This is a genomic window from Vibrio sp. Vb2880, assembly GCF_033337975.1.
GTDB lineage: Bacteria > Pseudomonadota > Gammaproteobacteria > Enterobacterales > Vibrionaceae > Vibrio > Vibrio alginolyticus.
In genome coordinates this window covers 54120-81077 of sequence record NZ_JAWORT010000005.1, presented here as the reverse complement: position 1 = coordinate 81077, position 26958 = coordinate 54120, and the positions used below count along the sequence as shown (strand labels likewise).

Below are 26958 nucleotides of genomic sequence, written 5' to 3'. Positions count from 1 at the left end.
CATAACAATATATTCCGTAACAACCTCACTTAGTGCCGTAAATTCCCTAATAATGCTCACATCAATCATTCTGGCTGCAACTTGAACCAGAACCGACTTGATACACATAGGGGCAAAATCTATTCAGGTTGAAAGTACTTATATCCATCAGATGGATAACTTTAACTCACACAAATTGAAAAAAGCCAGCTATCTAGCTGGCAAAAGGCATTGTGAAAATTTGAAAAGGCTTTTCTTGGGACTCAAACTTTATTTGTGAGCTCTTTTAATGTTTTACGCAATGTATTGATACCGAGAGCACCCGGTACAACCCACCCTTTATTGATAACCAACGTTGGCGTAGAAGTGATGTCATATTCTTGAGCCAACTTTCTATCACGCTGTATCTCAGCTTGTCGCTCCGGAGAAGCAAAGTCCTCAAGAAAACGAGCCTTATTCAGCCCAACCTCACCAGCAATTTCTGTAAGCTCGTCCAAATCACCAATATTTCTGTTTTCACTCATATGTGCATGTGTAACAGCATCAAAATAGTCCCAGTAAGCACTGGATCCTCCCTGTTGTTCAGCCGCCTTACATGCCACCAAACCTGGCGTTGAAAATGGGTATTCAAACGTCTGCTGACGCATCCCTTCTACGTTTACGCGCTTTTTATCGTCGGCACGCGCACATTGCTCCCAGTGTCCCAGAATAATTTGCTTCGCTTGTTTCATTGAGCCAAACTTGCCAATCATTTCTTCCCGTGAGGCAGACAAAGCAAATGCATGATGATGGATATCTAAATTAAACTCTTTTTCAAGCTGGCGTAGTCGAGGTGACAAAACATAACACCACCCACAAATGACGTCGTGAAAAAAATCGACTCTAATTTTTTTGCTCATTACTTTTCTCCAAGATTGAAAGTATTACTGGCTTACCAACTAATGACCGGTCCTGCTGGAACAATTCCATAAGGGTTAATGTGCTTGTGCGAGAAGTAGTAATGCAACTTCATGTACTCGATATCGATCGTTTTTCTGATGCTCTCATGACTGAGTAAATCCAGCATATACTGGTAAAGGTTATCGAAGGCTTTTAGTGGCTTTTTATTGGCCTTAAAGTGAACTTCATAAACGGCTTCAAACCTGACAAGTGTGGGTAACAGAAACAGATCCGATAGTGTGATATTCGAACCATACAGATAACGAGTTTGACTTAGCCTGTTGTTCAACTGCTCCATAGCATCAAATAAGGTGTCACTGGCTAGATCATATTCTGCCTGCTCTGTGGCAAAACCAACGTGGTAGACCTTTCGATTCACATTGACGTGTAACCACTCGTTGAGCTTTTCTATTTCTTCTCGCAGACTATCTGGAACCAACTCAACTTTGTTCTTAGCTAAAGGTAGCCAGTTGGTAGCAAGCTCCATCGCTATCGCAGAGGAATCATTACCTACAATTGCATGATCTTGTCTGTCCCATAGTATCGGTACTGTTACTCTTCCCGTGTAATTTGGATTTGCTCGTTGGTAAAGCTCTATCAAGTTTTGAGAGCCGTACAAAGGATCTGAGTTAGCATCGTCAAATAACCATCCGTCGGAATATCGCTTTGCTGCAACAGAAGAAACAGTTATTGCGTCATTCAATCCTAGGTAATTGATCACCAGATAAGGCCGATGGGCAAAAGGGCAAGCAAACGACATGTACAAGTGATAACGCCCTTGCTCAGCGACTTTTGGCAATTCAAAGCTGTCCTCATGAGACAGGTCTTTTACTTCTTTATTTGGATACCAAATCCCTTTTTCTAAAACAGCCATGGGGTGCACCTACATACTTAAACTAAGGAAACATATGTAATAACGCGAGCTTTCGCTCAACGTTACATTGTTAAGGTATACAGCGACGAATTTGACTCACAGCATTGAACGTAACATCCAGGCTGTTTTTTCATGCTCTCGCATTCGATCAGAAACCAATGAAGCAGAAGATTCATCATCCCCATCCTGAGCCAATTTCAGAACGTCTCGGCAAGTCTTGATCACTTGCTCATGAGAACCAACAAGAATAGACACCATTTGTTCTGCTGAGGGCACGCCATCTACTTCAGAAACTGAGCTAAGGTCGGCGAACGCTTTGTAAGTCCCTGGCGCAACTTCACCTAGTGTTCGGACTCGCTCAGCAATGTCATCGACGGCGATTGCCAATGCGTTGTATTGCTCTTCAAACATAAGATGTAGCTCGCGAAATTGGGGGCCAGTAACGTTCCAATGGAAATTATGCGTTTGCAAATACAAAGTGTAGGAGTCTGCCAGAAGGCGTTTAAGCGCTTCTCCAATCACAACACGATCCTGTTCGTTTATACCAATATCCACTTTCATACCTACGCTCCTATAGTGCGTTTTCAAAGGAAGACATCAGCGCTTCCAGTTCAACTTTAGTCGCTACGTCAAACTCACCATCGTGAATTTTCTCCTGATAACTCCCTAAACTGTAGATTCCTTTAACGTCGCCACCCCACCATGGCATTAGCTCCGCCATCGTTCTGAGATTGGTCGCACCGCCATTCGGTCCAGGAGAAGTACTGACTAAAAGAACGGGTTTCTTATCGTCACCAAAGAAGGATTTACCTGATTCAGCAACACGTGAAAGCCAGTCAATGACATTCTTTAAAAATGCGGGCATAGAGCCGTTGTGCTCAGGAGAAGCAATAATCAGCGCATCGTGTTCATTCATCATTTGTCTCAATGTGATGGCGTCGGCTGGTATACCTTTTGACTCTGCATCAATGCCATACATTGGCAAATCGAAATCTTTTAATTCGATGATGGTCACTTTAGTTTGGGTGGCTTTTTCAGCCAAGGAACGAATCAGAGTATTATGGATTGACTGACTGTGATTACTTCCCGAGAGCGCGAGTATCTTTTTCATGAGTTAGTCCTGTTAGGTATTTAAGGTCAACACCTCAGTGTTGGTGATTACAATAAATACTAATTGACTAGCATTGGTGAATAAACTATATGTTAGTAACTAAATAGTTTACTTTTGGTAAACAATAAGAGTTTAAATGAGGTCGAAGTGGATAAAATAAGGGCGCTAACCGTTTTCAGAAGGGTTGTGGAACTGGGAAGCTTCAAAGCAGCAGCTGAAGATTTAAGTCTGTCAAAAGCAGCAGTTAGTAAGAATATCAATGAGTTGGAAGACTATCTTAAAAGCCCTCTGATAAACCGAACTACGCGTAACATGCACATAACGGATAATGGTCAACTTTACTACAATCAGGTTTGCAACATATTAGATGATTTGAAACATGCTGATTTGTCAGTCATCGAGTCGTCTCATACGTTAAAAGGATCACTGAAAATAAGCGTTCCTATGTCGTTAGGAATTTTAGAAATTAACCCCATCATTTGTGAATTCATGCACCAATATCCTGATTTGTCTATTGAAGTTGTCATGAGTGACCAATATGTCGATCTCATCGACTCAGGCATTGATATAGCGATTCGAGGAGGGGGAGAATTAAGCAATTCTAGTTTAAGATCCCGAAAGCTTATCGATATGAGACGAGTGCTTTGCGCTTCTCCTGAATATCTTTCAAAATCCAGCGAGATTCTTAAGCCAGAAGATCTCGCTCATCATAAGTGCCTCATATACAGTTTTTCTTCGTCAGCAAGACGTTGGCTATTCAGAAATGAGGATGAAGTCAAAGAGATCGAGCTTCAATCAAGTTCTTATGTAGTAAACAATGGATTAGCGCTCAAGCAAACAGCGTGCTCAGGCCATGGTATTTTATTGCTGCCGGATTTATTCGTTAAAGGCGAGTTAGAATCTGGGGAATTAGTTGAGGTTTTATCGATGTGGCAAGCTGATAGGCATTCACTGTATGTTGTTTATCCTTTCCATAAAGAGCAATCTCAAAAAGTCAGAACTTTTATTGATTTTGTCGTTAAACACTTCGAAAACAAACAGCACTAGCCTTCATCTTCTCCTGTCAAATTGATTACCTGAGCATGAAAACGCAACCTTTGTGAGAAGGTGGCCAGATTTTTCAACAGACTTGATTTCGCTCGGCCTGACTATTCGACACTTGCAATACCACAGTAGAAAGAATGGATAGTGCAATACCAGGATATACAGCTGTGGGTATACTCTTTCCATCAAATAACAACATGATAAAAGCAACAAATACAGGACTTAAATAAATATAAGCCATCACTTTTGCAGGCCCCAGTACAACGGTGGCTTTGTGGATGATAAAGGTTGAGAGCAATGTCGCAAACAAAGCGAGGTATAGCATGTGCAAGGTAAGCTCGGCATTTAATGCAAACCAGTCTAGTGGTTGATGGAATACAAACAATGCCAGCAACATCCAGAAGGCACCGCCAATCAAAGTACAAAACACGGTAACAATGGTTTCTTCTCCACGATGAAAAACTTTCATCGAGACAGAAAAACACACCATAGACATACACCCGAGCAAAAACAAAATATCTCCTTTGTTGAGGTTTAGTTTCAATAATGTCTCTAAATCTCCTTTCACAACCACCCAACATGTCCCGACAGTCCCTACCAAATAAACGCCAAGCATCTGAATAGATAATTTTTCCTTAAAGAGGAAAACACTAACAATGGCAGTAATAAATGGCACTAATGTATACAGTGTGCCTGTGTTTAATGCCGTGGTTGTCTGCAAAGCCATGAACATACATATAAAAAAGATCGCAAAGAAAAGGCTCATGATAAGACTTCTTGGAAACACATCTTTTGCCATTTTGATGCGATGCTTCTTTGTCAGAATAAAAGGAAACAATACCAGTGCTGCAAGCAGGAATCTCAATAACGTTAAGGAGAATGGATTGATTACACCGGATAGTTTTTCTGAAGATAAAAAAGATCCTGCAACCAGCGCTGTCACTAATAAGGACAAAAGGTGATATTTAATATTTTTCACATCAAGGCCATCTATTTTAAGGGGATAAATACTCTACTAGTGCTCAAGCACTAAAGACTTAACCATAACAGCCGCATTGAGTAATTAAAGCTCCATTTAGTAACTTAACTGTTTACCAAAGAGAAATAGTTTGTAGTAATTGACTCCTTATTAATACACCTCCACATCGTCAGTTCACTATTGGTAAACAATTTGTTTACCTGAGTGCTGTTTATCTGATTTAGCGCGACTTCTACACTTAGGCCTGAAAACACAACTCATCGTCCTATAATCAAGCAGGAGACCGAATGATGAAAAAATGGATCAATTTAGTATTAGTGAGCATGATTGCCACTATGCCGATCGCACAAAGCGTAGCAAAAACAATGTCAACAGAGGGTCAGCTGACTCTGTCTTACAGTGATGGTAGAGCGCCAACTCAAGGCGTTGAGAAGGTCAACGAAGTGCTCAAAACTATTGGTGTGCGAGTTAGTACCGTTTCGCTGCCTGAAGAAGCCAAACCTATTCTGGAAATATCCAAAAAAAGAGCTATTACAAAGGAAGAAAGTGAAAAACTAATCTCACTATTTTCTATGCACCGTGGTGACTTACTGGATCAAATCGAAAAAGCTGGCCGATTACCAGAGGCACACAGAGGCGGTTTCCTATCGACGTCTGAAGTAGGCGTTGCTCCATATCCAAAGGTTTATGATATGAAAGCAATGACTCCAGAAGTTATGCACTTTCTACAAGAAAAATTCGGCAAGTTACATGTTAATAGCTCAGAGAATGGCGTAGGTATCGATGAAGTGATGACCATCGTGTCTGGTGGGCCATGGACTTGGTTCTTTGTATTACCAGACAATGTGATTGGTAAACTGACGCTGAGTCACGTCTCACTAGATGGTGATGCGTGGCGAATCAGCTACCCAGGTCTCGTACCTCATGGTGGGTTCTTAGATGCACCTTATGGCTTGGTTGTCGCTTATGCACACGGCCCTAAAAACTTTGTTATGCGTTATGAAGAGCCGAGTGTTGAAGGTACGGAAACGCTGGGTACTAACTCATGGATCGACTTCAGCGGCGATATTCCAAAGCTACTGGATTAATATCAAAAGTACGACAAACCAAGACTAACGAAAAAAATGACTCGGCTTACTTGCTGAGTCTTTTTTCATTTTTGGGGGATATCACTCCTTTGGTTAACGAAGTGTCCTTGGTAAGTATAACTTTTCTTTAACTAGCAACAGCTTAGCGATAGAAAAGCCAACTGTATAGGTAATAAGTGGGGATTGAGCGCTTCCAATATACATAGACCGTGCTGTGTACTTTCTGGCAGAAAACACATCCTTTTGTTTTCTAAATTACCAAATTACTGATTACATCTGGGATATGGAAGCTCACTTCGCTTTATCGCTGCTCGTCACTTGTCATCAAAAATCAAATTCACCGCAATTGCCATCAAAACTAAGCCTAAGATTGGCAGCAAGACACCCAATGGTGAGCGCTCTATGTAAGGCAAGTTTTCCGCAATCAATAAGCCCCACTCAGGTTCGGGCGGCTTAACGCCAAGTCCGATAAAACTCAGAGACGTCAGGCTGAGCGTAATGTATGGCAAACGCAGAAACGCGTGACGAATCAATGGCGGCAGCACATAAGGCAACAAGTAGTAACGGAGTACTCGCCACTGACTGGTTCCCCAAATGGGCGCAAGATGCGTATATGGCTGCGCTTTGGCTTCCATCAACAAGCTCGCACAGTGCGCCGCTAATGGTGCCCATGACACCATAACAATCGCAATCAAGGCACTGTTTGGGTTCATCCCCGTTAGACCCGCAATCAGCAGACCCGCCACAATGTATGGCACACCTTTGGTGATCTCAATTAAGCCTTGGCTATAACGAGTCACGAAGCCGAGCAGCAAACCAATCACCAAACTGAGGAACGTTGCGATGATGCCCATTTTGATTGTCGACATCATACCGCCGCCAACACGAGCAAGCAGATCTCGCCCGACCGCATCGGCACCAAACGGTGCTGCTAAGCTTGGCGATTCAAGGCGGGTAAATTGGATGGTGTAAGGATCGCGCATTAACGCCCATCCAGCACAACCAATCAGCAAGGCAAAGATTGTGGCACTGACGATACGTTTGGTGGTGCTTTGGGTAAAACGGAACGTACTGTGACTGCTGATCAGCTTGCCACTTGTGACACTGTGCCCGAGTAACCAACGTTGCAATAAGATGCTCGCACTGCTGATCAACATCGAGAACACCAGCAACACCAACAAGCCACCTTGCAGCATTGGCAGATCTTGTGACTTCGCTGCGCCTAAGATTAGTCGTCCGATACCCGGAATGGAAAACACTTGTTCCACAGCAACCGCGCCGCCGGTTAAACCAATCACCGTCATTGCGATTTGAGGAATCAAGTTACTAACGGCACGCCATAAGGCAAAGCGTAAGATTTGAAACTTACTGACGTTCGCCGATAGCCAAGTGATCACCCAAGGCTCATCTAGTACACGCTTGAGGCTGTCATTGAGCAAGCGCCCGAACAAACCAGCAGCAGGCAATGCCATTGCCAAACTGGGTAGCCAGAGGTTTTGCACGCCTTGCCAACCATAAGGTGGGAACCAACCCAACCAAATGGAAAATACCATGATCAGCAATGAAGCAATCACGTATTCCGGCAATGAGACCAACACCGAACTGAGCGTGTCATGATGCTTGTCTAAACGATTCTGTTGCCAACGACGCACGGTGTAAAGCACGCTCGCCATACACATTACAAATGCCATACCTAACGCTGTAAGCATCAGTAATAGTGACGTTTTTGCGGTTTGTTGAACGCTCTCCATGACGGACGCCCCGCTCACCCAAGAGACACCTAAGTCACCTTGCATGGCAAGCGTCAACCAATCCCACAGTCGCTCAGCAGCGCTGCGGTCAAGTTGAAGATCTTCTCGAATTGCTTGCAGAGCTTCTGCCGTCAGCAATTGTTGAGCCCCCGCACGGGCACGGAGGATTGATTGGCTTGGATCGATACCTGCAATATCCGGCATCAAACCCACCAGCACAACCACTACCCCGAGTGACAGGAAGCGCGACAAAAAACGCGTAAACCATTCAGGCATACAAGCGCTCCAACGAGAGCGCATGTTGGCAACAGACGACATCGAGTTAGTTCACCTCAGTAAACTGGTCGATCAGGCGACGCTCACGTGGGTCACGTTGTGCGTTCTTCACGCGGTCACTCTCACCTTGGATTACGCGCTCGTGAAGCAGTGGAATCACAGCGTATTGCTCAAGGATTTTGCTTTCTGCTTCGATGATCGCTTGTTGGCGTTTCTCACCCAATGGCTGACGATCAGCGTGTTTCAATGCAGCATCCACTTCTTCAGAGCAGAACTGACCTAGGTTGTAAGAACCTTTACAGCTAAAGTCACTTTGCATGTACGCCACTGGGTCACCAGAATCCAGCACTGTTGCACGTGACAACAAGAACGCATCGAACTTACCTGCTAGTGCATCGTTTTCGATTTGTGCGTATTCACGAACGTCTAGTTCAACCACAAAACCAGCCGCTTCAAGTTGTTGCTTTAGGAGCACCGCCACTTCTGGCAACTCTGCACGGTCGGTAAACGTACCAATGGTGATCTTCTCACCATTCGCGTGGCGCATTTCCATAGTTTCCATACGAGGGTTCGCATCACGAATTGGTTGAGCCCATGCCAATGCAGGACCTAACAAACCTTTCGCTGAGTCGGCGTGGTTCTCGTAAACCGTTTTGATGATTTGCTCACGGTTAACCGCTTGAGCCGCTGCTTTACGCAAACCGAACTGGCTAAACACATCTGATTTATTGTTTAGGTAAAGCGTGTTGGTACGTGGCATGGCGACTTCGTGCAGCTGTGAAGATTCCATCATCGCGATTTGCGAAACAGGAACGGCTTCAACTACATCCGCCTCACCGGTACGTAGTGCAGCAGCACGAGCAAAACCGTTTGGTACGTATTCAGCAAAGATACTGTCTACTTTTGCTTTTTCGCCCCAATAACCGTCAAAACGCTTCAGTTTCGCGCTGGTTGTGCCGTTGATTTCTGTCAGAACGAATGGACCCGTACCCGCATTGATTGGCACAACACGACTGTTTTCTTGGTATGCAGCACCAGAAAGGATCGCTAACTGTGGGCTAGATAGACGGCTTGGCAACAATGGATCGTTAAAGGTCGTTTTGATTTCAACAATGAAGTCGTCCAATGCGCGAACTTGCCATTCGATACCATCCAAAATGCGTGGCTTAGGTGCGGCATCTAATGCTTTTTGTAGAGAGTTCACAACCGCGTTGGCATCAAGGTCAGAACCATCGTGGAATTTCACGCCCTTACGTACCGTAAATTGCCACGTCATCGGGTCAACTTGTTCCCACTCTGTTGCCAGCATAGGCTCTGCTACCGACTGATCGTTTAGGTTCACCAGCGTTTCTGCCGTGCTCCAACGTGACAGTTTGAACGCGTCATCTGAAAGTGGCGACAAACCTGTGCGTGGTGGTTGCATCATGGCAACGCGAATTTCCGTCGCTTGCGGTGCAGCTGCTTTTTCCGCTTCTGGCTTGCTTTCGCCAGAGTCAAAACAACCCGTCAGCAGTGCGCTTAAAGCCAGCGACAAAGCTAACTTGGGAGTACTAAGGTGCATAAGAAACCTCTCCAATGGTTTTTGTGAATTCATTACTTTTGTGTTGAGCGCTCATCAAGGCTCTCGTGATCAAGTGCGATGGGTTATTTGTCACGTTCTGTGCCGTTCCGTGCTCGACAACGCGTCCTTTGTCTAACACCAGGATTTCATCGCATAGGGTTTGTGCCGCATCGAGGTCGTGTGTCACCAAAATCAGGCGCATCTGACGACTCTTTTGAATGCCTGCCAACAAGTCGAGAATCTGTTTACGACTGACGGGATCTAGGCTGCTGGTTGGCTCATCGGCAACCAACACGCAAGGCTCAACAATTAAAGCTCTGGCGATAGCCACACGTTGCGCTTGCCCAACTGATAATTGCTGCGGGTTGCGATCTAGCAATGTGAGATCCAAACCGACATCCGCTAAGACCTTTTCCACCTTCTCGTTAAGCTCTTGCGTCAAACCAATGTTGCTTAGCGGCTCCAGTAAGATCTGGCGAACGGTGTAGTACGGATTCAAGCTCGATTGCGGCTCTTGCGGAATCAGCTGAATGTGCTGACACAACTCTTGTCGCTGCTTAGCCGAGCTACGCGATAACGGATAACCACACACATACACTTCACCAGATGTGGGTTTACGAAGACCAAACAGAAGCTCAATCAAAGTCGATTTACCCGCACCAGAAGGACCAACAATCGCAATATTCTTTGTGTCGATGGCAAGATCCAATTGTTCGAGTGCTTTAAACGGTTTGCCCCCTAACCAACTTGGTTTGGAGTAATAGTGAACACTGGCTTGCTCAAAGCGAACTTCCGCCGATTTAGGCTGCGTGTGCCCGCTCAAGTTGTGCTTAGTCAAAATAGGCTCCAGAGATGAGGTTAAGGCAGCAGTTGCGCAAGTTGTTGGCAGAAAGGATGCGAGCTTTGCTGAATGGCTTGCCATGGTTCGCCATAAGCCACCATGGTGTTGTCCGCAATCACCAAGACTTTGTCACACGCCAAAGCCGCAGACAGATCGTGCGTGATCAACAAACCACTGATGTTGCGTTGCTGAACACTACAGCGAAACAACTCAAGGATCTCCGCTTCGGTGATTGGATCGAGCGCACTGCTGGGCTCATCAGCGATGATCAAGTTGGCACTACCAAGCAACGCAATCGCAATACAAATACGCTGGCGCTGACCACCAGATAGCTGGCTTGGATGCTGCGCTAATGCTGCTTTTGGATCCGTAAATCCGAGTTGAGACAGCAAGGTCGTCACCGTTTCTCGGTTTGCTGAAGACAAACGTGTTTTGTTGCCCGTCAATGCCAAACACAGTTGTTGCTCGACAGAGGCCAATGGATTCAGTGCTTTAAGTGCATCTTGGAAAATGACCGCAGGACGCTGAGATTGACTCCGTTGCAGCATGGCAGTTTGTGCGACCTCACTGCTGTTAAGCTGGATACTTCCGTCTACCCAAATATCAGACGGCAAAAAACCTGCGACGGCTTTCGACAACATGGATTTACCAATGCCGGAAGGTCCCATAATGGCAAGAACTTCACCTTGAAACAGCTCAAAAGAAATGTCTTTGAAGAGTGTGCGCTCTGAGTCTGTAAGGCTGAGATTATTAACGGAGAGTACTGGTTGAGAAATCACGGCATCAAACTAAATGTAATAATATAACATCACAAATAATATCATGCGGGTTAAAGCAAGGAAACCAGTCGGAGGGGTTATTTCATCACCTTTTTCAGATTTATCAACAAGGGCAGATGGCTCCACCCTTGTTATAAGAACATCTAAATTAGGTCGTTTGTGACAGTGTGAATTAAAGACACTTTTGTTTAACTTGACCGAGGTATGGGAACAAGAAGACAAAGCGCCCAACGTAGAACAAGGTGAATGCCAGCCACAAACCATGATTGCCCCAATATTGCACCGCAATAAATTGAGTCACTAAGAACAACACCATGGTTAGAAAGGTAGAGTTACGCACTGGTCGCGTCGTCCCTGTACCGGTAAAGATGCCGTAAAACGTAAGACCAAAACCAGCAACCAACGGGAATGCCAATAACCAAGGGCTCATGTCTAGATACAGTTCAACAAGGTTTGGCAAGGTGGTAAACAACATCACCACTTGATGTTTGAACAGCACCAGCAGCAAGGTCAATACAACAACGAACGCCGCGGTCCATTGCGTGTTTAGCTTAATCACGTTATCAAGCAATGTCGGATTCTTCTGCCCTACCGCTTTACCTGCAAAGACGCTCGACGCGTTCGCTACACCGTCGAACATGTAGCTGACGATAAAGGTCACTTGCATCATGATTGCGTTCGCCGCGAGCACATCAGAACCAAGCTGAGAGCCCACACGCGCCATCATGTTGAAGAACACCAATAGACACACAGTACGAAGCAGCAGATCCATATTGGAAGACGCGATAACTTTGAGATCTTTACGCGTCATTTTCGCGGTCTGAATGTAATCAAACAGCGGGAAGCGACAGGTTTTCAACACCAGCACCGCACCAATAACAAACGTCGAGATTTGCGCGATAAGTGTCGCTACCGCAACGCCAGCAATCCCCATATCGAAGTACAACACAAATACGATATCCAGCACGATGTTCAGCACGTTACCAAACACTTGCGTGAACAAGGTTGCTTTGGCTTTCGCCTGCCCCATCAACCAACCAATCACGGTGTAGTTCAGCAGCACAAACGGCGCACCAAAGATCATGATATCGAAGTAAATCTTCGCGTTTTCTGCCACGACGGCATCAGGGGAGATAATCAGCTCTGCCCCCATCCAAATCACGGACTGCAACGCAATGAAAATCAAACCAAGGCAGAGCGAAAGCACGAAAGGACGGAATAAGCTGCTCGCTTGATCTTCCGGGCTATTTTTACCTAATGCGATTGCACTTTGCCCGGTAGTACTGACGCGGAAAAAGCCAAACAACCAATACAAGGTGTTCATGATGACGGTGCCGATCGCCACACCACCAATCATCTCAGCCACACCGAGTTTACCGATCACCGCGGTGTCCACCGCCCCCAACAATGGTTGGGTAACAGTAGAAACAATGAAAGGAAATGCGATTTTAAAATAGTCTTTATGAGTCAGGGACATCTTAAATTATGAACGGGGTTAATTTTTATAAGGTCGCTATCATATGCGAATGGCGCCCGAACATGAACCAAAGTTCGCCAGCAAGGAATAGCATTGATAATTGATACAACCAGCCAACGTATTCTCATACCAAAGCTTGAAATAGGATAACGACTTATGAGAAAAGCCAAGTTAACTGCATATAAATGAGTTTCTAGTTTGGAAAGATTAGCGTTTGGTGGAGCATGGCAGATCAGAATGTATCTGCCATGTCATAACGGTAGTGATTGGTGAAAAGAGACCGTACAGATGATATTTAATGCTTGTGGGTTTCATCTGACAATGTTTAGGTCGATACCAAGCCTTATGTTCTGTAAAGCACCTTAGTAACATGCTCATTTCAATGCACTATCTCAGCACTTCATGCGAAAATAATGTTTAAGATGCTCAAAAGTCATCTTAGTATGTCAACGCAGATTCTGACTACTATGTCCTGTAAAGGATCTTAGTAACATGTTCATTTCAATGCACCATTACGTACGGAAAACACCTTAGCAACGTGTTTATTTCAGTTCAATTGGCTCTGACTGAGTGCAGTACGGATGCCCATTCCATTGTTTAACTCACCTTGCTAGCCGTCCCCCCGTCCTCAAGAAATCAGTTTGTCCAGGGAGCAGTTGGCGCCACTTTATCCATTACATGGTCAATGAAAAGTCTAATCGGTTTGGCCATATATCGATGAGACTGATATATAACAAACATGTTTGATCTAGGTGTATCGTAATCTGCCAAAACCTGCACTAGTTGGCCATTCATAAGGTATGGATTAATTAAAGCGATAGGCGCGTACGCCACTCCCAAACCAGCTAATGCGGAATCTATTACTAACCCGATACTATTGGTGGCATAGGTACCTGAGACTGATACATGGAAAGATTGCTTCTCTTTTGTGAAATGCCACTGGCTACCCGCTGATGACTTACCGAAAACGATACAGTTCACCCGCTCCAGATCTTCTGGTTGGTTAATAGCAGGTATTGAGCTCAGAAACGCAGGACTTGCACAACAAACATTCTGCTTCGGCCCAATTCTTCTGGCAATTAGTGAAGAGTCCTGCAACTTCCCTGAGCGAAAAGCCACATCAATTCGGTCTTCAACCATGTTTACATAGTCGTCGGATGTATCCAGTTCAATACTAATCTCTGGATATTGTTGTAAAAATTCTATTATCCAAGGTTGAACATACTGAATCGAAAAGTCTAATGGCGAGGTAATACGTATTTTTCCCTTGGGTTTCAGTTGAGCTTGCCTAATGACATCATTAGCTTCTTCAAGCGCTAACAAATGTTGCTGACAAAGATGAAAGTAATGATCGCCCTCTTCAGTCAACGAGAGCTTACGTGTGCTTCTGTGAAGTAATTTGACACCAAGCCCAGCTTCAAGCATCTGTACTTTCCTACTGACCGTTGTTGACGGCATGCCCAGAGTTTTGCTGGCTCCCGCAAAACTACCCGCTTCAACAACATCAATAAACACTTTGATATCATTAAGATTCATCTTTATTACTTATAATATTGGGATTAAGAAACTCAACTATACCATCTAATGCATCAATAAGTCTTGTATTAGGATTTGTCTCAAGCGTTCAAACTAAGGAATTAGCCCGATGAGCAGACAAATCCAAGAAATCAGAAATGGCAGAAAGCATGGCCCTGTTACTAGTTATGTAACTTCAGCCAACTTCTCCGATCTAAACCCTTTTGTTCTTTGGGATCACTTCCATATTCCGCACGTCCAGGGAAAAGCAGGATTTGGTTTTCATGGTCATTCTGGTGTGGCAACCATTAGTTACCCCCAAATTGGCGCGATTGCCCACGAAGATACCGGGGGACATTCAGGTCTGTTGAAAGCCGGTGGTATACAAATTATGTCGGCTGGATCAGGCGTGTTACACAAAGAAACTGTTCATCCGGATCGTTTTTTAGCTGACGCGTTTCAGCTGTGGGTCGCTTTACCCGCAAAAGAACTGGAAATGGGACCCGTTACCTATTCCACACAACAACAGGATGACATCGCAGTTGTTGAAGAAGACCACGCGACAACCAAGGTACTGATTGGAAGGTATAAAGAAGTACAAAGTTTGGTCCAAGCCCCGGTCGACATGACGTATCTGCATGTCCATTTAAAAGCCGAAGCTCGCTGGCAACACCTTGCAAGCGAGTTGCAGACAACCGCGTTTATTTATGTTCGCCGTGGTTCTGTTGCAGTAGGTAACGCCATTTTATCCTCAGGTGAACTCGGGGTCTTTGAAAAAAATTATAAGCTTATAAATGTCACAGCAGATGGGCAGCTAGCAGAGTTCCTAATTATTTCCGGGACCCCGTTAGATCAGGAACTCATCAGCAATGGCCCATCTGTTCATAGCAATTTAGCAAACCTAAATGCAGGTGCTCAAAGAATAAAGCAGCTGCAATTACAAGGCGTAAGTCGATAACCTTAAGAGAGAAGTCAATTATGAATACTACAACCTTTACTCCCGAAAACTCAGTGATGTTATTAATCGACCACCAGGTTGGCACTATGGGCTGGGTCGGCTCAACCGCACTCGACGAGATCAAAAGAAATACAGTCGCTTTAGCCCGTGCCGCTAAGGAAACCGGAATGCCACTAATTCTAACATCTAGTATGGAAGATCAAGCTCAAGGGCCGCTGTTTGATGAACTGATTCAAGCCGTTCCTGAAGCATACGAGAACCGAATTCTACGCGCAGGTGTTGTCGATAGCATGAAAGATGAAAACTTTGCTGCCGCAGTCCAAGCTACCGGGCGAAAAAATCTCATTATTGCCGGTATAACCACAGATGTATGTGTCGTTTATCCGGCGATTACAGCCATTGAGGGCGGCTACAATGTACAAGTCGTTGTTGATGGATCTGGCTCACCGACAACTTTAGCGGATGAAACCGCATTGAGACGAATGGAAAGCCACGGAGTGACATTGACTTCTACAAATCAGTTAATTGCGGAACTTGCCCAAGACTGGAGTAGCGACAATGGTAGCAAACTAATCCAAGTATTATTTGAAGAAATACTATCAAAACTACATTAACCCATATAGATGCTGTTACACAGGCTATTTCGGTGTAACAGCATCACGATTTATCTTCAGGTCAGCTAAATGAAAAAAAAAGTTCCAAATAAACATGTGATGACTTTGTCTACTTACTTGTCCTTATTGCCACTTGTCTATTTCCTACCAAATTTACTATATCCATACTTGCCAGATAATGACTTTCTGAGGGTCATTATAGTACTCGCAATCATAGTTCCTGTAACCTCGTACTTGGTATTACCTAATGTCGTAAAAGTGCTAATTTACGTAATGCGATCATAAATGACGCTTCAATCGTATTTTGGATTAGCTGCATGGATAGTGATAAATACATTCTGCAAAGATAACCCATTAAAATGCATGTTTTATCAGAATAGACATTAGTCACTGAGCAAACACAAAAATGCTAAAACGGAATAAAAGGTGGCTGGTACAGTCGAATCGTTACCTTGCGCTGTGTCGGGTTAGTATATGATTCGGTATAGAAAATGTGTAAGTCACTCAAAAGTCAGCATGCAATATCAATAAGCGCAAGCGCCCTACCCCGGTAGAGCGCCCAAGTAACGTACTCATTGCAATGCACTATCTCTCTGCATTTGATGCGAAGATAATGTTTAAGATACCGAAGAGTCAGCTTACAATCTATAGATACTCTCTATGTCCTGTAAAGCACCTTTACAACATGCCAACCGAACTTGGTTTTAACTAGATGCGGCGTTAACACTTCGCCAGAAAAGCACACTTTGTCGAATTGAGGTACCATTTGACCACGGCGGAATTCACCAAGGTCACCACCGCGTTTGCCTGACGGGCAAGTTGAATACTTCTTCGCTAATGTCTGAAACTTTGCGCCTTTTTTCAGTTGCTTGATTATGTCTTCCGCTTGCTCTTTGTGCTTCACAAGAATATGTAATGCGGCTGCTGTATTTGCCATTGATCTATCTCTCACTATTCTGGTCGCGCAAGTGTACCCAATCCTTTTTAACAGACCAAACATTTCTTAATAATAGCTCAGCGGTAAAGGCCCCAATACACGAGGAATATAAAATCGGCTACATAATGAGTTTAAAATACAAACAAGTTTTGCTCAGTTAATCACTATTCTCTAAAAGATTGTCTAAAAAGCTCACATTTGTCTCTCCGATGGTTGAAGCCTTCGTCTGATAAGATTAGATTAGACACAATTCGGTGGTGTTTATAAGGTTATTTTCATGGCAAAAGTCATTAGCAAAGCGAATCAATCTCAGGGCATGTTGATGTTTAAGCTCACCCTGCAACAGAGTTTCGCTATCGGTACGCTAAAAGTCCGTGAAATCGTTCCGTACATGCCAACGACAAAGATCCCTTACTCGCATCATCACGTCATTGGAACCGTTACGATACGTAACTTAACAGTACCAGTGATCGATATGTCAGCGGCTGTTGGCTTTCGTCCTATTAGTGAAGAAGAATATAAAAGCTGCTACTTGATCGTGACAGATTGCTTGCGAACCGTGGTAGCTTTTATGGTTCGTAGTATAGAGAAGATCATTGAGTGCGATTGGAAAGCTATTGAAACGCCACCTCCGAGCGCTGGAAAAAATATTTTCGTGACTGGAATTACTCGCTACGAGGACAAAACTGTTCAAATGCTGGATGTGGAGCTGCTACTTTCCAAAATTTATCCGCAGTACGAGAATTCAAAGATCCCAATGCTGACAGATATTGAGCGAGAACGCCTAAAAGCACTCAGTATTCTATTGGTGGATGACTCTTCCATCGCTCGTAAACAGCTGTGTGACGCACTCGATAGCATCAATATTGGGTATCAAATCTGTAAAAATGGTTTAGATGCATTGGAACTGATGAAAAGTGACGCTGCGGCTCATCGCCCAATTGATATTCTGGTCAGCGATATTGAAATGCCCGGATTAGACGGTTATGAGTTAGCATTTGAAGTTCAGAATAATTCCTCTCTGAACCATTCATACCGCATTTTACACACATCGTTATCGAGCGAAATCTGTGTAGACAGAGCTCACCAAGTTGGCGCGCATGAGGCACTTGAGAAATTCAATGCAGGAGAACTAATCGAAGCGATGCTTCGCGGAGCAAAAGAGCTAGAAGCCAAAGCTATGACTTCTTAACTCTTATTGGACGACTTGATTTGAGAATATAATGCAGTGCTTGTCCTATCCCTGATGCTCACATCCGCTAATTTCTCAGCTCACTTCTTTGGCATCGCGTAACTACGAGAAACGAATTCCGTCTCTTTGACTTGGTGAGCATGATTAATATAAGAAGCTAGGCTGTAAAGTACATTCGCTAATAAGTTCGCGTAACGAAACAAAATAGGTGCGGGCTGCTTCTTACCTGTATGTTCAACGGCAACTAATGCTCGTACCGTTTTTTTAGCTTGGCAACGGCACAAATGCAATTGACTGGCTGCCGGGTGCCCTCCGGGTAGAACAAAGCCTTTGAAGCCGCCATCAATACGTTGCTTGAGCAAAGCATAATCGGCCTTTAACTCTTCAACTTCCGCCTCTGTAATCGCTAATTTTCCGCGAACCGAACCATTTAGATGATAAACATTAGGCTGCATTCTTGTCAGTATATCACGGCTAAACTCGTCCAACTCCATAGCGAGAACAAGGCCAATACGACTACAAAGTTCATCTGCTGTAATTTCAAAGTCACAAACCGGACTGTCCTCGTAAATAAACGGATAGCAAATCTCGCTCAACTCCTTGCTTACAGGTTTCATGCTTTTGTTCCAATATAAAAAAGGGAGTCAGTATAACCTAACTCCCTTTAAACGTTCATTATGCCAAATGATCGACATTCATATGATCGGTTTACAATCAGGCACTTTCGACTTTCTTATGACCTTCTTGAAGGTGAACAAAATCGACTAAATCATCACCAGACACTTGATACGCCTGACCAAAACCTTTAACAAATAGCCCCGATTCTGGCTTTAAGTTGAACAAAACGAAATCCTCTAGCTGGCTTAGACCATCAATAATCTCACCAAAACGCTCTTTCATTTGTCCAACAACTTGTTGCCACATCTCTGTGTCTCGCTCAACTACATTTGCTACCGCATCAAAAGTTAAGCGCTTACGAGCAAACAGCTGCTTTGAAGACTCTTCATCTTCAATCATCATCAATGAAACATTTGGATTTTCTAAAAGGTTACGGGCATGACGAGCGATTTTAGAAATGAGAACAAAATAACCTTCCTGGTTTTGGACATAAGGCGCGTAGCTTACATTCGGGCGACCTTCTGCATCGACAGTTGCAAGCTGAAGTGTACGACGCTCCTGACGGAACTCTTTGATCTCTGGCCCTAAACGACCTTGCAAACGCTCTTGTTTAACTTGTTGATCCATATTGATACCTGACTTTACTAATTAGTATTCGAGTTAAGCCTCGATTATGTTTGTGATTACTTTTTTAATTCGGCTTGTAGGGCGCGAAATGCGGTTACTTGTTCTTCAATCAACTCGCGCTTTTCGTTACGGCCTAAATAAACCTTGAAAATATTGCTTCCGCACTCCGAGAAAAAACCAAAATAGTGACTCTCTCTACCCATAAACGGTTTACTGACTAATGCGACATTTTTAACGTTATCTAATTTAAGGTGGCCGTGCAGTTCACCTTCTCTACCCATTAAATTGTAATAGCCACGCGCCACTTTTCCTTTTGGAAACGGCGCTTTAACTTCAAAGATAGAACCAAAAGAGTGGACGATGGTCGTCACCGGGCCAAAACCAACCAAACTTTCTAAGATGCTTTGCGCTTGCTCTCCTGGTGCAATAGCCACCATTTCCTGAGGTAGAGCCGCAACAACCTCAAACTCGGAAATGCCAAGACGCTCTGCCATCGCAGCTGGCAATAATTGTGGTTCTTGCTCTAGTAATACTTCAACTTGTTGCTTGATTGATTCCATTGTGTCTTCCGTTTTTGTTCAATTTGTTTTCATTAATTATTGGATGCTTTCGGTACGGTTTCGTGCATCTCTGACGTGAGTACCTGAATACAACTTTGAGCCAGTGACACTGCCCAGAAGCTGCCTGCAAGAGTAAGGATTGCGCTACGTTCATGTAGTTGTACTAAGCCTTTCGCTTGCCACACTTTAAATAGAGGCAATAAAAACCCGAACGCGTCCTCTCCCATAAATGATGGAAGTTGATTTGCTTGAACAATGCCACGGTCAAACGCAGATTTGAGTGCAGAAAAAAGTGGTTCTAGAGGGCTTTGCTTCATCATCATCGCGATGGTGCTTTGACCTTCTTTGACCGCTTTAATATAGGTCTCTAGTGTGCGGTGTTGCATCATCCCGTAGCCACCTATATTACCTCCAGCACCACAGCCAATTGGCAATACCTCTGCATAAGTCTTGGCTAAACTATTGTATAAACTACGCTCGCGGTTATCGATTGCCCAATGGTTCACACTCAGTTGCTTCATATGGTGTTTGGCCATAAAGTTCACACCGAGCTCATACATTCCCGCTTTTTCTGGTGTGGTCGCAGGTGGCGGGATTTTTCCCTTTTCTACGAGGTTGAGCATGGGAGCTGACCCGCCAACCACTAACTGATACAAATCCAGTCCGTGTGCGCCAGTCGAGAGGAAATCATTTAAATCTTGCTCTAACACTTCTTTGGTTTGATAAGGTAAGCCATAGAGTAAATCGATAATGACCGGAATTTTGTCTTCTTTGGCGATCTCGCTCACTCGTTTGAGGACATCTTCCCTATCATCTAAACGTTTTGCGCTGCGGCGCACTTGTGTATTAAAACTTTGCACACCAAAAGAGAAACGATTAAACCCACCCTCTAAAGCGCCTTGATACAACTCATCAGAAAAACGATTGATGCGACCTTCTAAGGTGATTTCGCAGTCTGCAGCCAAAGGAAAGTGGTCTCGGATAGCCTGGCCTAACACACGAACCTGTACTGGAGATAAATCCGTTGGCGTTCCGCCCCCGATATATACGGCGTGAAAAATACCATTTCGTGTCCAAGGTAATGCCGCTTTCTCTCTAAGCTCCTGCATTAATGCTTCAAAGTACTCATCAACCAGTGTGCGACTTGCAGCATTTTGAAAGAAGTTACAAAAAGTGCAACGAACGCGACAAAACGGAACATGAATATAAAGACAGCGTTTATTGGTCGCTTTAATTGAGTTAGCCGTAATACTCGAAAAAATCGCCTGTTGTTGAGACGAGGGCACAGGTACGCTCGCTCCCCCGGCATGTGCAGAATGCTTCTTAACAAAAGCAAATCGCAATGGTTCAGGACTATCACTGCCCAACACTGATTCATCAAGCTTATCGATATCGACGCTCATATATACTCGCTTAGCTCCCATCATGTAAGGGATGGAAGCTGATCTTAAAAATTCTGCAAGAATCATAATTTGAGCGTAATGATAATGCAATTGATAATTGATCTTATTTCCATTGTAAGTAATAATCTGCCCAAGTTTTCATAGTTTCCCGAGATATTCCGTGAACGTACAAAGATATGTCATTGCAGGAGGTGCTTCCCTTGCCATCCATGCCGCACTTCTTTTTGTTTCTCAAGAGACAAAGGTGTTCGCGATGCCGGCTGGAAACCCAGCAAGTTCGGTAAGTCTAAATCTTGTGTCTGCTCCTCCCACTGTCGAAAAATCTACACCAGAAAATGTAGCGCCACCAAAAGAGCAGCCTCAAGACCAACCTGAACCAGAAAAGAAGATTGTAAAAAAACAGGTCGTCAAGAAAGACGCTGTTAAGAAGAAGGTAGTAGAGAAAAAACCTGAACCGGTTAAACAATCTAAACCTAAAGCGGTCGAGCCCACCAAAACCGTAACAAAGCAAAAGGTTCAGCCCGAAGCGAAACCAAAGAAAAAAACGGAACCGGTGAAGAAAGAGACGGTAGCTCAACAATCCGCACCTGCGAGCCAATCCAAAGGGGCAACATCTCAGCCTGTCTTGGTCGACAAACCAACGTTTGTGAGTCAACCAACACAACCCCGTTACCCAAGGTCTGCACAAAGACGCGGTATTGAAGGTGTAGCCTTGTATGAGATATGGCTAGATGAGAATGGTAACCAGATTAAACAGGTTTTGATTGAGTCTTCCGGCACAGAGTCGCTAGATGCCTCAGCACTTCGTGCGATCAAACAGTGGCAATTTACACCACATATTTCAGGTGGGCTAAAAGTCGCTCACCGAGTACAAGTACCTGTTCGTTTTAAGTTGGATGGATAATGGAACAACTACAAGAATTACAAACTCAATTTGGGCTGATGACATGGCCTTTGATCATTTGCTCAGCTCTAACCGTGATGATCATCGCCGAGCGATTATTCCATGTGTTAATTAGCCTTGGTGTAGGAAAGCGAGCCATTCGCCAAAAGCTCACAGGATTAGACCCAACAAATGGGAGCGAGCTTGAAGCACTTGCTGAAGAGTTGTCGAATAAGAGGCCGCTTCTGTACCGTGGTGTTGCGATGTTGCTTGCTCATCATTCTTTCTCGAAATCTTTAAGAGAAGATGCCGCAGGTATTTGGCTGCAAGAAAAACGCCATCAGCTGCATTCCGGCCTTCGTTTGCTGACGCTGATTGGTGTCATCAGTCCTTTAATTGGCTTGCTTGGTACGGTACTTGGCCTAATTGACATGTTCAAAGGCATCGCGGTTTCAACGGGGAATATCACTCCGAATGATTTGGCTGACGGCCTAGGTCTTGCTATGCGCACCACTGCCGCGGGTCTCATTATCGCACTTCCTGCTATTTCAGGAGCGCAGATCATTGGTTTGTGGGCGGATCGTGTAATCGCCAAGCTTGAGCACACTTTAAACTACGTCAACTTATGGCTTGAAGGTATATCGTTACAGCATGTCTCGCCAGACCACTCAAAAGTAACACTGCGCTCTTCTGGGAAGATTGAGGCCGCAAGTCAATGATTAAAACACCACAAGAAAATAGTCGTAACGGTTTAACCCCCGATTTAACACCGCTGTTAGACATTATTTTTATCGTCATGGTTTTCCTGATGTTAACCGCAGCGGTCAAACTCGATTCATTAGACGTCAATTTACCGAGCACAGAATCTCAGGCTGTTGCAGATGTCGATAAGCAATCCATCACGGTAAATATTCTTAAAGACGAGCCTTACTGGGCTATTAACGGCAAGACATATATCGATTGGGACAACTTTACCCTCGCGCTGTTAGAAGAGAGTAAGTCAAGCGATAAACCGATTGTAATTGGAGCAGAAAAAACCGCGAATATTCAGTCGCTAGTACAACTTCTCGGCTTTTTACAAGAAAACGGAATTCAAGCAACTCAGTTACTCACTGAAGAGCCATCATAAAAATAAGTAAGATAGAGATCCTTTCAAAATGAAGAACACACGCATCACTATTCATGCTGTTGTCACGGCAGCTATTTCCCTACTTGCGAGTAGTCAACTTTTTGCCAATGCAACGCCATCCTCAGAGCGCGTTGTTAGCGCAGGCAGCGCCGTCACTGAACTCTTGCTTGAACTCGACGCTAAAGATAGCTTGGTTGCTATCGACGTCACCAGTCAATTACCAAAAGGGATGGAACTGCCTAAAGTGGGCTACCATCGTCGTCTTTCAGCGGAGGGGTTGCTCGCCTTACGTCCGACAAAAGTCATTGGTTCTGATGAGATGGGGCCGAAAACAACATTGAGCCAATTGAAATCGGCTGGCGTAGAGGTAGAAATTGTTAATACTGATGCAAATGTCGAGGGCCTTTATCAACGTATTGATCAAATTGCGAACCTTATGGATCGCAAGGCTCAAGCTGAAAGCTTAAAGCAAGATGTCCAGGCGCAAGTACAAGCACTCAATGCAAACCAGCCTAATCAAGCAAAGAAAAAGAAAGTGCTCTTTCTGCTGATCCATGAAGGGCGACCTGCAAATGTTGCGGGCTCACAAACGACACCCGATGCAATTATTCAACTCGCCGGCGGACAAAACCCAGCCGCTACACAACTCTCGTCTTACAAGCCTCTATCCACAGAAGCGATGGTAGAGATGCAGCCTGACGTGATTATTGTTAGTGGTCGCAGCTATGAAACGTTGGGTGGTGCCGATGCAATTTTAAAAGCAATGCCGCTTCTTGCTGCAACACCCGCTGGAAAGAACAAAGACATCATAACGATTGATGGCCATGCTCTGGTAGGTGGTTTGGGCCTTAAAAGCCTTGCAGAAGCTAAACGCTTGAATGCACTGCTTTACCCATAGAGACATGACATGTTGTTAAGACGCATCCCCCTTTCAACGACGTTATCAGTGCTTAGTGGATTTTTAGCATTTATTGCTATCGCCTCTATTACCGTTGGCCCAATGAACATTAGCTTTGCTGACAGTTTGCGTAGCCTAACGGGAGGCAGTTCTGATCTCGCTCCTCACATTCAGTTGGTCATTAACGAAATCCGATTGCCTCGCACCATTTTGTGTATGTTCATCGGCGCCATTTTGGCAATTTGTGGTGTGGTTATGCAGGGCTTGTTCCGTAACCCATTAGCCGAGCCTGGTATCATTGGTGTGTCTGCTGGCGCTGCTCTTGGTGGTGCATTCGCTATTGTTGTATTTGCTGAATTTAGCCAAAACTATCCGCAACTAATGAACTTAGCGGCTCTGCCTCTTTTTGCTTTCCTTGGCGGTGCACTAACGACTATTCTCGTTTATAAACTCGGCACAAGTAAGTTTGGTACCTCAGTTACAATTATGTTGTTAGCCGGCGTTGCCATCAGTGCGCTCTCGGGTGCTGCGATTGGCTACATGAACTTTATCGCAGATGATCAGATGCTGCGAGACTTGACGCTTTGGTCGATGGGCTCATTAGCTGGTGCAAATTGGTCAGGGATTGCTCTATCTGCTGTAACACTCGTCATCCTATTACTCTGGTTCCAGAAGAAGTCGATGGCGCTGAATGCTCTGTTGTTAGGGGAATCAGAAGCAAGACACTTAGGAGTTCCGGTTCAAAAACTCAAACGTCAGCTTATTTTACTTTCTGCACTGGGTGTTGGTATTACGGTGAGCATCAGTGGTGCAATTGGCTTTATTGGGCTCGTGATTCCTCACTTAGGGCGCATGCTCGCTGGGCCTGACCATCGAACGCTATTACCAATATCTGCCTTAATGGGAGCACTGCTTCTTACTGCCGCAGATATGTTTGCTCGTGTTGCCGTGGCACCAGCTGAATTACCAGTTGGAATCGTGACCGCATTGATTGGCGCGCCCTTTTTCATCTACTTATTGTTCCAGCAAAAAGGGAAGATTTTGTAATGAACCAGATCGTTTTATCGGGGAAAAACATTTCGATGACGTATGGCAACCGTGTGGTGCTCGATGACATCAACATTGATATCCGAGCTGGTGAAGTGACCGCCCTACTCGGCCCCAATGGCGCAGGTAAAAGTACTTTGCTCAAGCTTCTATGCGGTGAGATCTCTTCGAATCATCACATCACCTACTTCGGTAAACAAAAGCATGATTGGGAGCCTGAAAAAAGCGCCAAACATATTGCAATGCTCCCGCAGCACAGCACCTTAACCTTCCCATTTCTAGCCAGAGAAGTCGTAGAGCTGGGGGCAATACCGCTATCACTGTCCAATAAAGAAACCACTAAACTGGCTTTACATTACATGGAACAAACCGACGTATTGCATTTAGCAGAAAGCCTGTACCCGTCTTTATCTGGTGGAGAAAAGCAACGACTGCATCTAGCACGAGTGATGACACAACTACATCAATCTGGCGAAAAACGAATCTTAATGCTTGATGAACCTACCTCAGCGTTGGATCTCGCCCATCAACACAACACGTTAAAAATTGCTCGTGAAACGGCAAAAGCACAGAACGCTGCGGTGGTTGTGGTGTTACATGACTTGAATCTAGCCTCTCAGTACGCAGACCGCCTTGTACTCTTGCATAACGGGAAACTAGTTTGTGATGACACGCCATGGAATGCACTAACGTCAGAGCGCATTGAGCAAGTTTATGGCTATCGCTCTATTGTGACAAAACATCCGACGCTAGACTTCCCTCAAGTGCATGCCGCAGCATAAAGCGTATCTCCTCTAAGCCGTCTCGAAAACACTTTGATACGACAAAGGCCCGCAATATGAGAGTTGCGGGCCTTTGCTTTGGTAGTGGCAGAATTTGTTGCTTTAAAGGCTATTACTTGCTCATTTGGATCAATGAACGACCAATCAACCACTCAAGCTCTTTGTCACCACCCGCACCAAACTGGCTTTCAACCATTTTGTATAAGCGGTCAATACCATTAGCAGCAAATTCTTGCGCATTTTCAGCGGTGACAATGTGATGGAATAGCAGTCGTAAAATCGCGAGGAACTCAGCATCTTCCAGCGCTTTAATCCAACTTTGTGAAAATGCATTTAATCCTTTATCAAACTCTAAGTGTTCAATAAACATTTTAAAGATACGGCCATCCAGTGCGGCGGTGAAGTCCGTTTTCTTAGGGAAGTGATGGCTAATACCGGTACGCGATATACCTGTCTGCTGGCTTAGCGTCGTGTACGACATTTTGTCGTAACCTAATCTGAGTAGCTGATCAATAACGGCATCCATGATCTTTTGGATAGTGATTTCGGTATCTTCTTTACTACGCTTTGGCATATTTTAAGCTCTTCTCTTTGTAAATCCATCTAACTCACTATTAAATGAGGCCAGAATGAAATCATTCTTAGCATTATACCCGGCTCGCCGATGCGGTTCGATTAGCGAAAACCTAGAAATCAGGTTGCTAAGCGCTGCACTTGAAAGCGCTTTGGGTATATGTATTGCGACTATTTAATATCATGTCGAGTTCCAAACCATAACGTCTTTACACTGCGTAATGTGTAATTTTCAGTTATGTTTTTGTCAATACATGCTACTCAAAATAAGGCGAAAAGTTAGTCTCATCAAAACCTTGCGCCAATTATTCATCGAAACTATTCAAAGACCAAGAATGATAATTATTAAAAATAATCAATCAAGAAATAGTCTTATAAATTAACCATTAGTTCAACTGGACTGAGCAAAATCTCGTCACTATGTTCGTTAATTGATTTTAAATGTTGATATATATCACATTAACGTTCTTGATGATTTAGTAATCCAATCTTTAACCCTTACTTAACAAGTGCCTATTCTGTT

At 44.3% G+C, this 26958-nt stretch carries 28 protein-coding genes; 11 read left to right on the top strand and 17 right to left on the bottom strand.

Annotated elements, in window-relative coordinates:
* Positions 1-242 precede the first annotated feature (242 nt).
* The 4 genes from R7M92_RS07420 to R7M92_RS07405 all read right to left on the bottom strand — a co-directional run bounded on the left by R7M92_RS07420 (position 243) and on the right by R7M92_RS07405 (position 2903).
* On the bottom strand, positions 243-878 hold the full coding sequence (locus R7M92_RS07420) for a DsbA family protein (RefSeq protein WP_258657099.1): 636 nt from the start codon (positions 876-878) through the stop codon (positions 243-245).
* A gap of 32 nt (positions 879-910) precedes the next feature.
* Positions 911-1792: a glutathione S-transferase C-terminal domain-containing protein gene (locus R7M92_RS07415; protein WP_053303807.1), complete on the bottom strand. Its 882-nt coding sequence runs from the start codon at positions 1790-1792 to the stop codon at positions 911-913.
* A gap of 96 nt (positions 1793-1888) precedes the next feature.
* Positions 1889-2353, bottom strand: coding sequence for a Dps family protein (locus R7M92_RS07410; protein ID WP_262596903.1), 465 nt, complete (start codon positions 2351-2353; stop codon positions 1889-1891).
* A gap of 10 nt (positions 2354-2363) precedes the next feature.
* On the bottom strand, positions 2364-2903 hold the full coding sequence (locus tag R7M92_RS07405) for an NADPH-dependent FMN reductase (RefSeq protein WP_053303809.1): 540 nt from the start codon (positions 2901-2903) through the stop codon (positions 2364-2366).
* A gap of 147 nt (positions 2904-3050) precedes the next feature.
* On the opposite strand from R7M92_RS07405, the gene R7M92_RS07400 reads away from it, so the two are divergent.
* Positions 3051-3950 carry a LysR family transcriptional regulator gene (locus R7M92_RS07400; RefSeq protein WP_053303810.1) on the top strand — a complete coding sequence of 300 codons (900 nt, stop codon included), beginning with the start codon at positions 3051-3053 and terminating at the stop codon, positions 3948-3950.
* 73 nt (positions 3951-4023) lie between these two features.
* Here R7M92_RS07400 and R7M92_RS07395 read toward each other — a convergent pair whose 3' ends face one another.
* A complete protein-coding gene (locus tag R7M92_RS07395; RefSeq protein ID WP_258657094.1) occupies positions 4024-4926 on the bottom strand; it encodes a DMT family transporter in 903 nt (300 codons plus the stop codon).
* Positions 4927-5213: 287 nt separating this feature from the next.
* Between R7M92_RS07395 and R7M92_RS07390 the strand changes: the two genes are divergently transcribed.
* Entirely contained in the window at positions 5214-6014 is an 801-nt protein-coding gene (locus R7M92_RS07390) for a hypothetical protein (protein ID WP_202599865.1), read from the top strand.
* Positions 6015-6328: 314 nt separating this feature from the next.
* On the opposite strand, the gene R7M92_RS07385 is transcribed toward R7M92_RS07390, so the two are convergent.
* The 6 genes from R7M92_RS07385 to R7M92_RS07360 all read right to left on the bottom strand — a co-directional run bounded on the left by R7M92_RS07385 (position 6329) and on the right by R7M92_RS07360 (position 14235).
* The gene (locus R7M92_RS07385; protein WP_151515390.1) at positions 6329-8083 is read right to left on the bottom strand and encodes an ABC transporter permease subunit; all 1755 of its coding nucleotides are present in this window, start codon (positions 8081-8083) and stop codon (positions 6329-6331) included.
* Positions 8084-8087: 4 nt separating this feature from the next.
* Positions 8088-9602 carry an ABC transporter substrate-binding protein gene (locus tag R7M92_RS07380; RefSeq protein WP_318133021.1) on the bottom strand — a complete coding sequence of 505 codons (1515 nt, stop codon included), beginning with the start codon at positions 9600-9602 and terminating at the stop codon, positions 8088-8090.
* Positions 9592-10440 (bottom strand): ABC transporter ATP-binding protein, encoded by an 849-nt coding sequence (locus R7M92_RS07375; protein WP_009698234.1) that lies wholly within the window; start codon positions 10438-10440, stop codon positions 9592-9594. Before R7M92_RS07375 ends, R7M92_RS07380 begins: the two co-directional genes overlap by 11 nt.
* Before the next feature lie 20 nt (positions 10441-10460).
* Positions 10461-11222, bottom strand: coding sequence for an ATP-binding cassette domain-containing protein (locus R7M92_RS07370; RefSeq protein ID WP_318133019.1), 762 nt, complete (start codon positions 11220-11222; stop codon positions 10461-10463).
* Positions 11223-11394: 172 nt separating this feature from the next.
* Positions 11395-12699 (bottom strand): MATE family efflux transporter, encoded by a 1305-nt coding sequence (locus R7M92_RS07365; protein WP_318133018.1) that lies wholly within the window; start codon positions 12697-12699, stop codon positions 11395-11397.
* A 636-nt stretch (positions 12700-13335) separates the two neighbouring features.
* The gene (locus R7M92_RS07360; protein ID WP_239871058.1) at positions 13336-14235 is read right to left on the bottom strand and encodes a LysR family transcriptional regulator; all 900 of its coding nucleotides are present in this window, start codon (positions 14233-14235) and stop codon (positions 13336-13338) included.
* 109 nt (positions 14236-14344) lie between these two features.
* Here R7M92_RS07360 and R7M92_RS07355 point away from each other — a divergent pair, with 109 nt between their 5' ends.
* Both R7M92_RS07355 and R7M92_RS07350 read left to right on the top strand, forming a co-directional pair.
* Positions 14345-15172, top strand: a complete 828-nt coding sequence (locus R7M92_RS07355) for a pirin family protein (RefSeq protein WP_318133016.1) — start codon at positions 14345-14347, stop codon at positions 15170-15172.
* Between the two features lie 20 nt (positions 15173-15192).
* On the top strand, positions 15193-15786 hold the full coding sequence (locus R7M92_RS07350) for an isochorismatase family protein (RefSeq protein WP_239871052.1): 594 nt from the start codon (positions 15193-15195) through the stop codon (positions 15784-15786).
* Positions 15787-16444: 658 nt separating this feature from the next.
* On the opposite strand, the gene ppiC is transcribed toward R7M92_RS07350, so the two are convergent.
* Positions 16445-16786, bottom strand: coding sequence for a peptidylprolyl isomerase PpiC (gene ppiC / locus R7M92_RS07345; RefSeq protein WP_080276970.1), 342 nt, complete (start codon positions 16784-16786; stop codon positions 16445-16447).
* Between the two features lie 214 nt (positions 16787-17000).
* Between ppiC and R7M92_RS07340 the strand changes: the two genes are divergently transcribed.
* On the top strand, positions 17001-17915 hold the full coding sequence (locus R7M92_RS07340; protein WP_033906782.1) for a chemotaxis protein: 915 nt from the start codon (positions 17001-17003) through the stop codon (positions 17913-17915).
* 80 nt (positions 17916-17995) lie between these two features.
* Here the strand turns inward: R7M92_RS07340 and R7M92_RS07335 are convergent, their stop codons facing one another.
* The 4 genes from R7M92_RS07335 to hutW all read right to left on the bottom strand — a co-directional run bounded on the left by R7M92_RS07335 (position 17996) and on the right by hutW (position 21123).
* Positions 17996-18532: an ATP:cob(I)alamin adenosyltransferase gene (locus R7M92_RS07335; protein WP_115386758.1), complete on the bottom strand. Its 537-nt coding sequence runs from the start codon at positions 18530-18532 to the stop codon at positions 17996-17998.
* Positions 18533-18629: 97 nt separating this feature from the next.
* On the bottom strand, positions 18630-19160 hold the full coding sequence (hutZ, locus tag R7M92_RS07330) for a heme utilization protein HutZ (RefSeq protein ID WP_005375331.1): 531 nt from the start codon (positions 19158-19160) through the stop codon (positions 18630-18632).
* A gap of 56 nt (positions 19161-19216) precedes the next feature.
* Positions 19217-19720, bottom strand: coding sequence for a heme utilization cystosolic carrier protein HutX (gene hutX, locus R7M92_RS07325; protein ID WP_005385051.1), 504 nt, complete (start codon positions 19718-19720; stop codon positions 19217-19219).
* 32 nt (positions 19721-19752) lie between these two features.
* Complete coding sequence (gene hutW / locus R7M92_RS07320) at positions 19753-21123, bottom strand: heme anaerobic degradation radical SAM methyltransferase ChuW/HutW (RefSeq protein WP_318133014.1); 1371 nt, start codon at positions 21121-21123, stop codon at positions 19753-19755.
* 160 nt (positions 21124-21283) lie between these two features.
* Here hutW and R7M92_RS07315 point away from each other — a divergent pair, with 160 nt between their 5' ends.
* From R7M92_RS07315 to R7M92_RS07290, 6 genes are read left to right on the top strand one after another with little or no spacing between them, the layout of a single operon-like run.
* Entirely contained in the window at positions 21284-22027 is a 744-nt protein-coding gene (locus R7M92_RS07315; RefSeq protein ID WP_081007917.1) for an energy transducer TonB, read from the top strand.
* Entirely contained in the window at positions 22027-22725 is a 699-nt protein-coding gene (locus R7M92_RS07310; RefSeq protein WP_017821236.1) for a MotA/TolQ/ExbB proton channel family protein, read from the top strand. Before R7M92_RS07315 ends, R7M92_RS07310 begins: the two co-directional genes overlap by 1 nt.
* On the top strand, positions 22722-23135 hold the full coding sequence (locus R7M92_RS07305; RefSeq protein WP_005375322.1) for an ExbD/TolR family protein: 414 nt from the start codon (positions 22722-22724) through the stop codon (positions 23133-23135). The genes R7M92_RS07310 and R7M92_RS07305 overlap by 4 nt, the downstream gene beginning before the upstream one ends.
* A gap of 28 nt (positions 23136-23163) precedes the next feature.
* Complete coding sequence (locus R7M92_RS07300) at positions 23164-24033, top strand: hemin ABC transporter substrate-binding protein (protein WP_205461280.1); 870 nt, start codon at positions 23164-23166, stop codon at positions 24031-24033.
* A gap of 9 nt (positions 24034-24042) precedes the next feature.
* The gene (locus R7M92_RS07295; RefSeq protein ID WP_005375318.1) at positions 24043-25080 is read left to right on the top strand and encodes a FecCD family ABC transporter permease; all 1038 of its coding nucleotides are present in this window, start codon (positions 24043-24045) and stop codon (positions 25078-25080) included.
* Positions 25080-25862: a heme ABC transporter ATP-binding protein gene (locus tag R7M92_RS07290; RefSeq protein ID WP_005385036.1), complete on the top strand. Its 783-nt coding sequence runs from the start codon at positions 25080-25082 to the stop codon at positions 25860-25862. The genes R7M92_RS07295 and R7M92_RS07290 overlap by 1 nt, the downstream gene beginning before the upstream one ends.
* 112 nt (positions 25863-25974) lie before the next feature.
* Here the strand turns inward: R7M92_RS07290 and R7M92_RS07285 are convergent, their stop codons facing one another.
* Complete coding sequence (locus tag R7M92_RS07285; RefSeq protein WP_005385033.1) at positions 25975-26436, bottom strand: TetR/AcrR family transcriptional regulator; 462 nt, start codon at positions 26434-26436, stop codon at positions 25975-25977.
* Positions 26437-26958: the final 522 nt, after the last annotated feature.

Bases quoted from the DNA above. Each gene is read 5' to 3' on its own strand.
- R7M92_RS07420 (WP_258657099.1), bottom strand. From the start codon at position 878: ATGAGCAAAAAAATTAGAGTCGATTTTTTTCACGACGTCATTTGTGGG.
- R7M92_RS07415 (WP_053303807.1), bottom strand. From the start codon at position 1,792: ATGGCTGTTTTAGAAAAAGGGATTTGGTATCCAAATAAAGAAGTAAAA.
- R7M92_RS07410 (WP_262596903.1), bottom strand. From the start codon at position 2,353: ATGAAAGTGGATATTGGTATAAACGAACAGGATCGTGTTGTGATTGGA.
- R7M92_RS07405 (WP_053303809.1), bottom strand. From the start codon at position 2,903: ATGAAAAAGATACTCGCGCTCTCGGGAAGTAATCACAGTCAGTCAATC.
- R7M92_RS07390 (WP_202599865.1), top strand. From the start codon at position 5,214: ATGATGAAAAAATGGATCAATTTAGTATTAGTGAGCATGATTGCCACT.
- R7M92_RS07385 (WP_151515390.1), bottom strand. From the start codon at position 8,083: ATGTCGTCTGTTGCCAACATGCGCTCTCGTTGGAGCGCTTGTATGCCT.
- R7M92_RS07380 (WP_318133021.1), bottom strand. From the start codon at position 9,602: ATGCACCTTAGTACTCCCAAGTTAGCTTTGTCGCTGGCTTTAAGCGCA.
- R7M92_RS07365 (WP_318133018.1), bottom strand. From the start codon at position 12,699: ATGTCCCTGACTCATAAAGACTATTTTAAAATCGCATTTCCTTTCATT.
- R7M92_RS07360 (WP_239871058.1), bottom strand. From the start codon at position 14,235: ATGAATCTTAATGATATCAAAGTGTTTATTGATGTTGTTGAAGCGGGT.
- R7M92_RS07355 (WP_318133016.1), top strand. From the start codon at position 14,345: ATGAGCAGACAAATCCAAGAAATCAGAAATGGCAGAAAGCATGGCCCT.
- R7M92_RS07350 (WP_239871052.1), top strand. From the start codon at position 15,193: ATGAATACTACAACCTTTACTCCCGAAAACTCAGTGATGTTATTAATC.
- ppiC (WP_080276970.1), bottom strand. From the start codon at position 16,786: ATGTTTGGTCTGTTAAAAAGGATTGGGTACACTTGCGCGACCAGAATA.
- R7M92_RS07340 (WP_033906782.1), top strand. From the start codon at position 17,001: ATGGCAAAAGTCATTAGCAAAGCGAATCAATCTCAGGGCATGTTGATG.
- R7M92_RS07335 (WP_115386758.1), bottom strand. From the start codon at position 18,532: ATGAAACCTGTAAGCAAGGAGTTGAGCGAGATTTGCTATCCGTTTATT.
- hutZ (WP_005375331.1), bottom strand. From the start codon at position 19,160: ATGGATCAACAAGTTAAACAAGAGCGTTTGCAAGGTCGTTTAGGGCCA.
- hutX (WP_005385051.1), bottom strand. From the start codon at position 19,720: ATGGAATCAATCAAGCAACAAGTTGAAGTATTACTAGAGCAAGAACCA.
- hutW (WP_318133014.1), bottom strand. From the start codon at position 21,123: ATGAGCGTCGATATCGATAAGCTTGATGAATCAGTGTTGGGCAGTGAT.
- R7M92_RS07310 (WP_017821236.1), top strand. From the start codon at position 22,027: ATGGAACAACTACAAGAATTACAAACTCAATTTGGGCTGATGACATGG.
- R7M92_RS07305 (WP_005375322.1), top strand. From the start codon at position 22,722: ATGATTAAAACACCACAAGAAAATAGTCGTAACGGTTTAACCCCCGAT.
- R7M92_RS07300 (WP_205461280.1), top strand. From the start codon at position 23,164: ATGAAGAACACACGCATCACTATTCATGCTGTTGTCACGGCAGCTATT.
- R7M92_RS07295 (WP_005375318.1), top strand. From the start codon at position 24,043: ATGTTGTTAAGACGCATCCCCCTTTCAACGACGTTATCAGTGCTTAGT.
- R7M92_RS07290 (WP_005385036.1), top strand. From the start codon at position 25,080: ATGAACCAGATCGTTTTATCGGGGAAAAACATTTCGATGACGTATGGC.
- R7M92_RS07285 (WP_005385033.1), bottom strand. From the start codon at position 26,436: ATGCCAAAGCGTAGTAAAGAAGATACCGAAATCACTATCCAAAAGATC.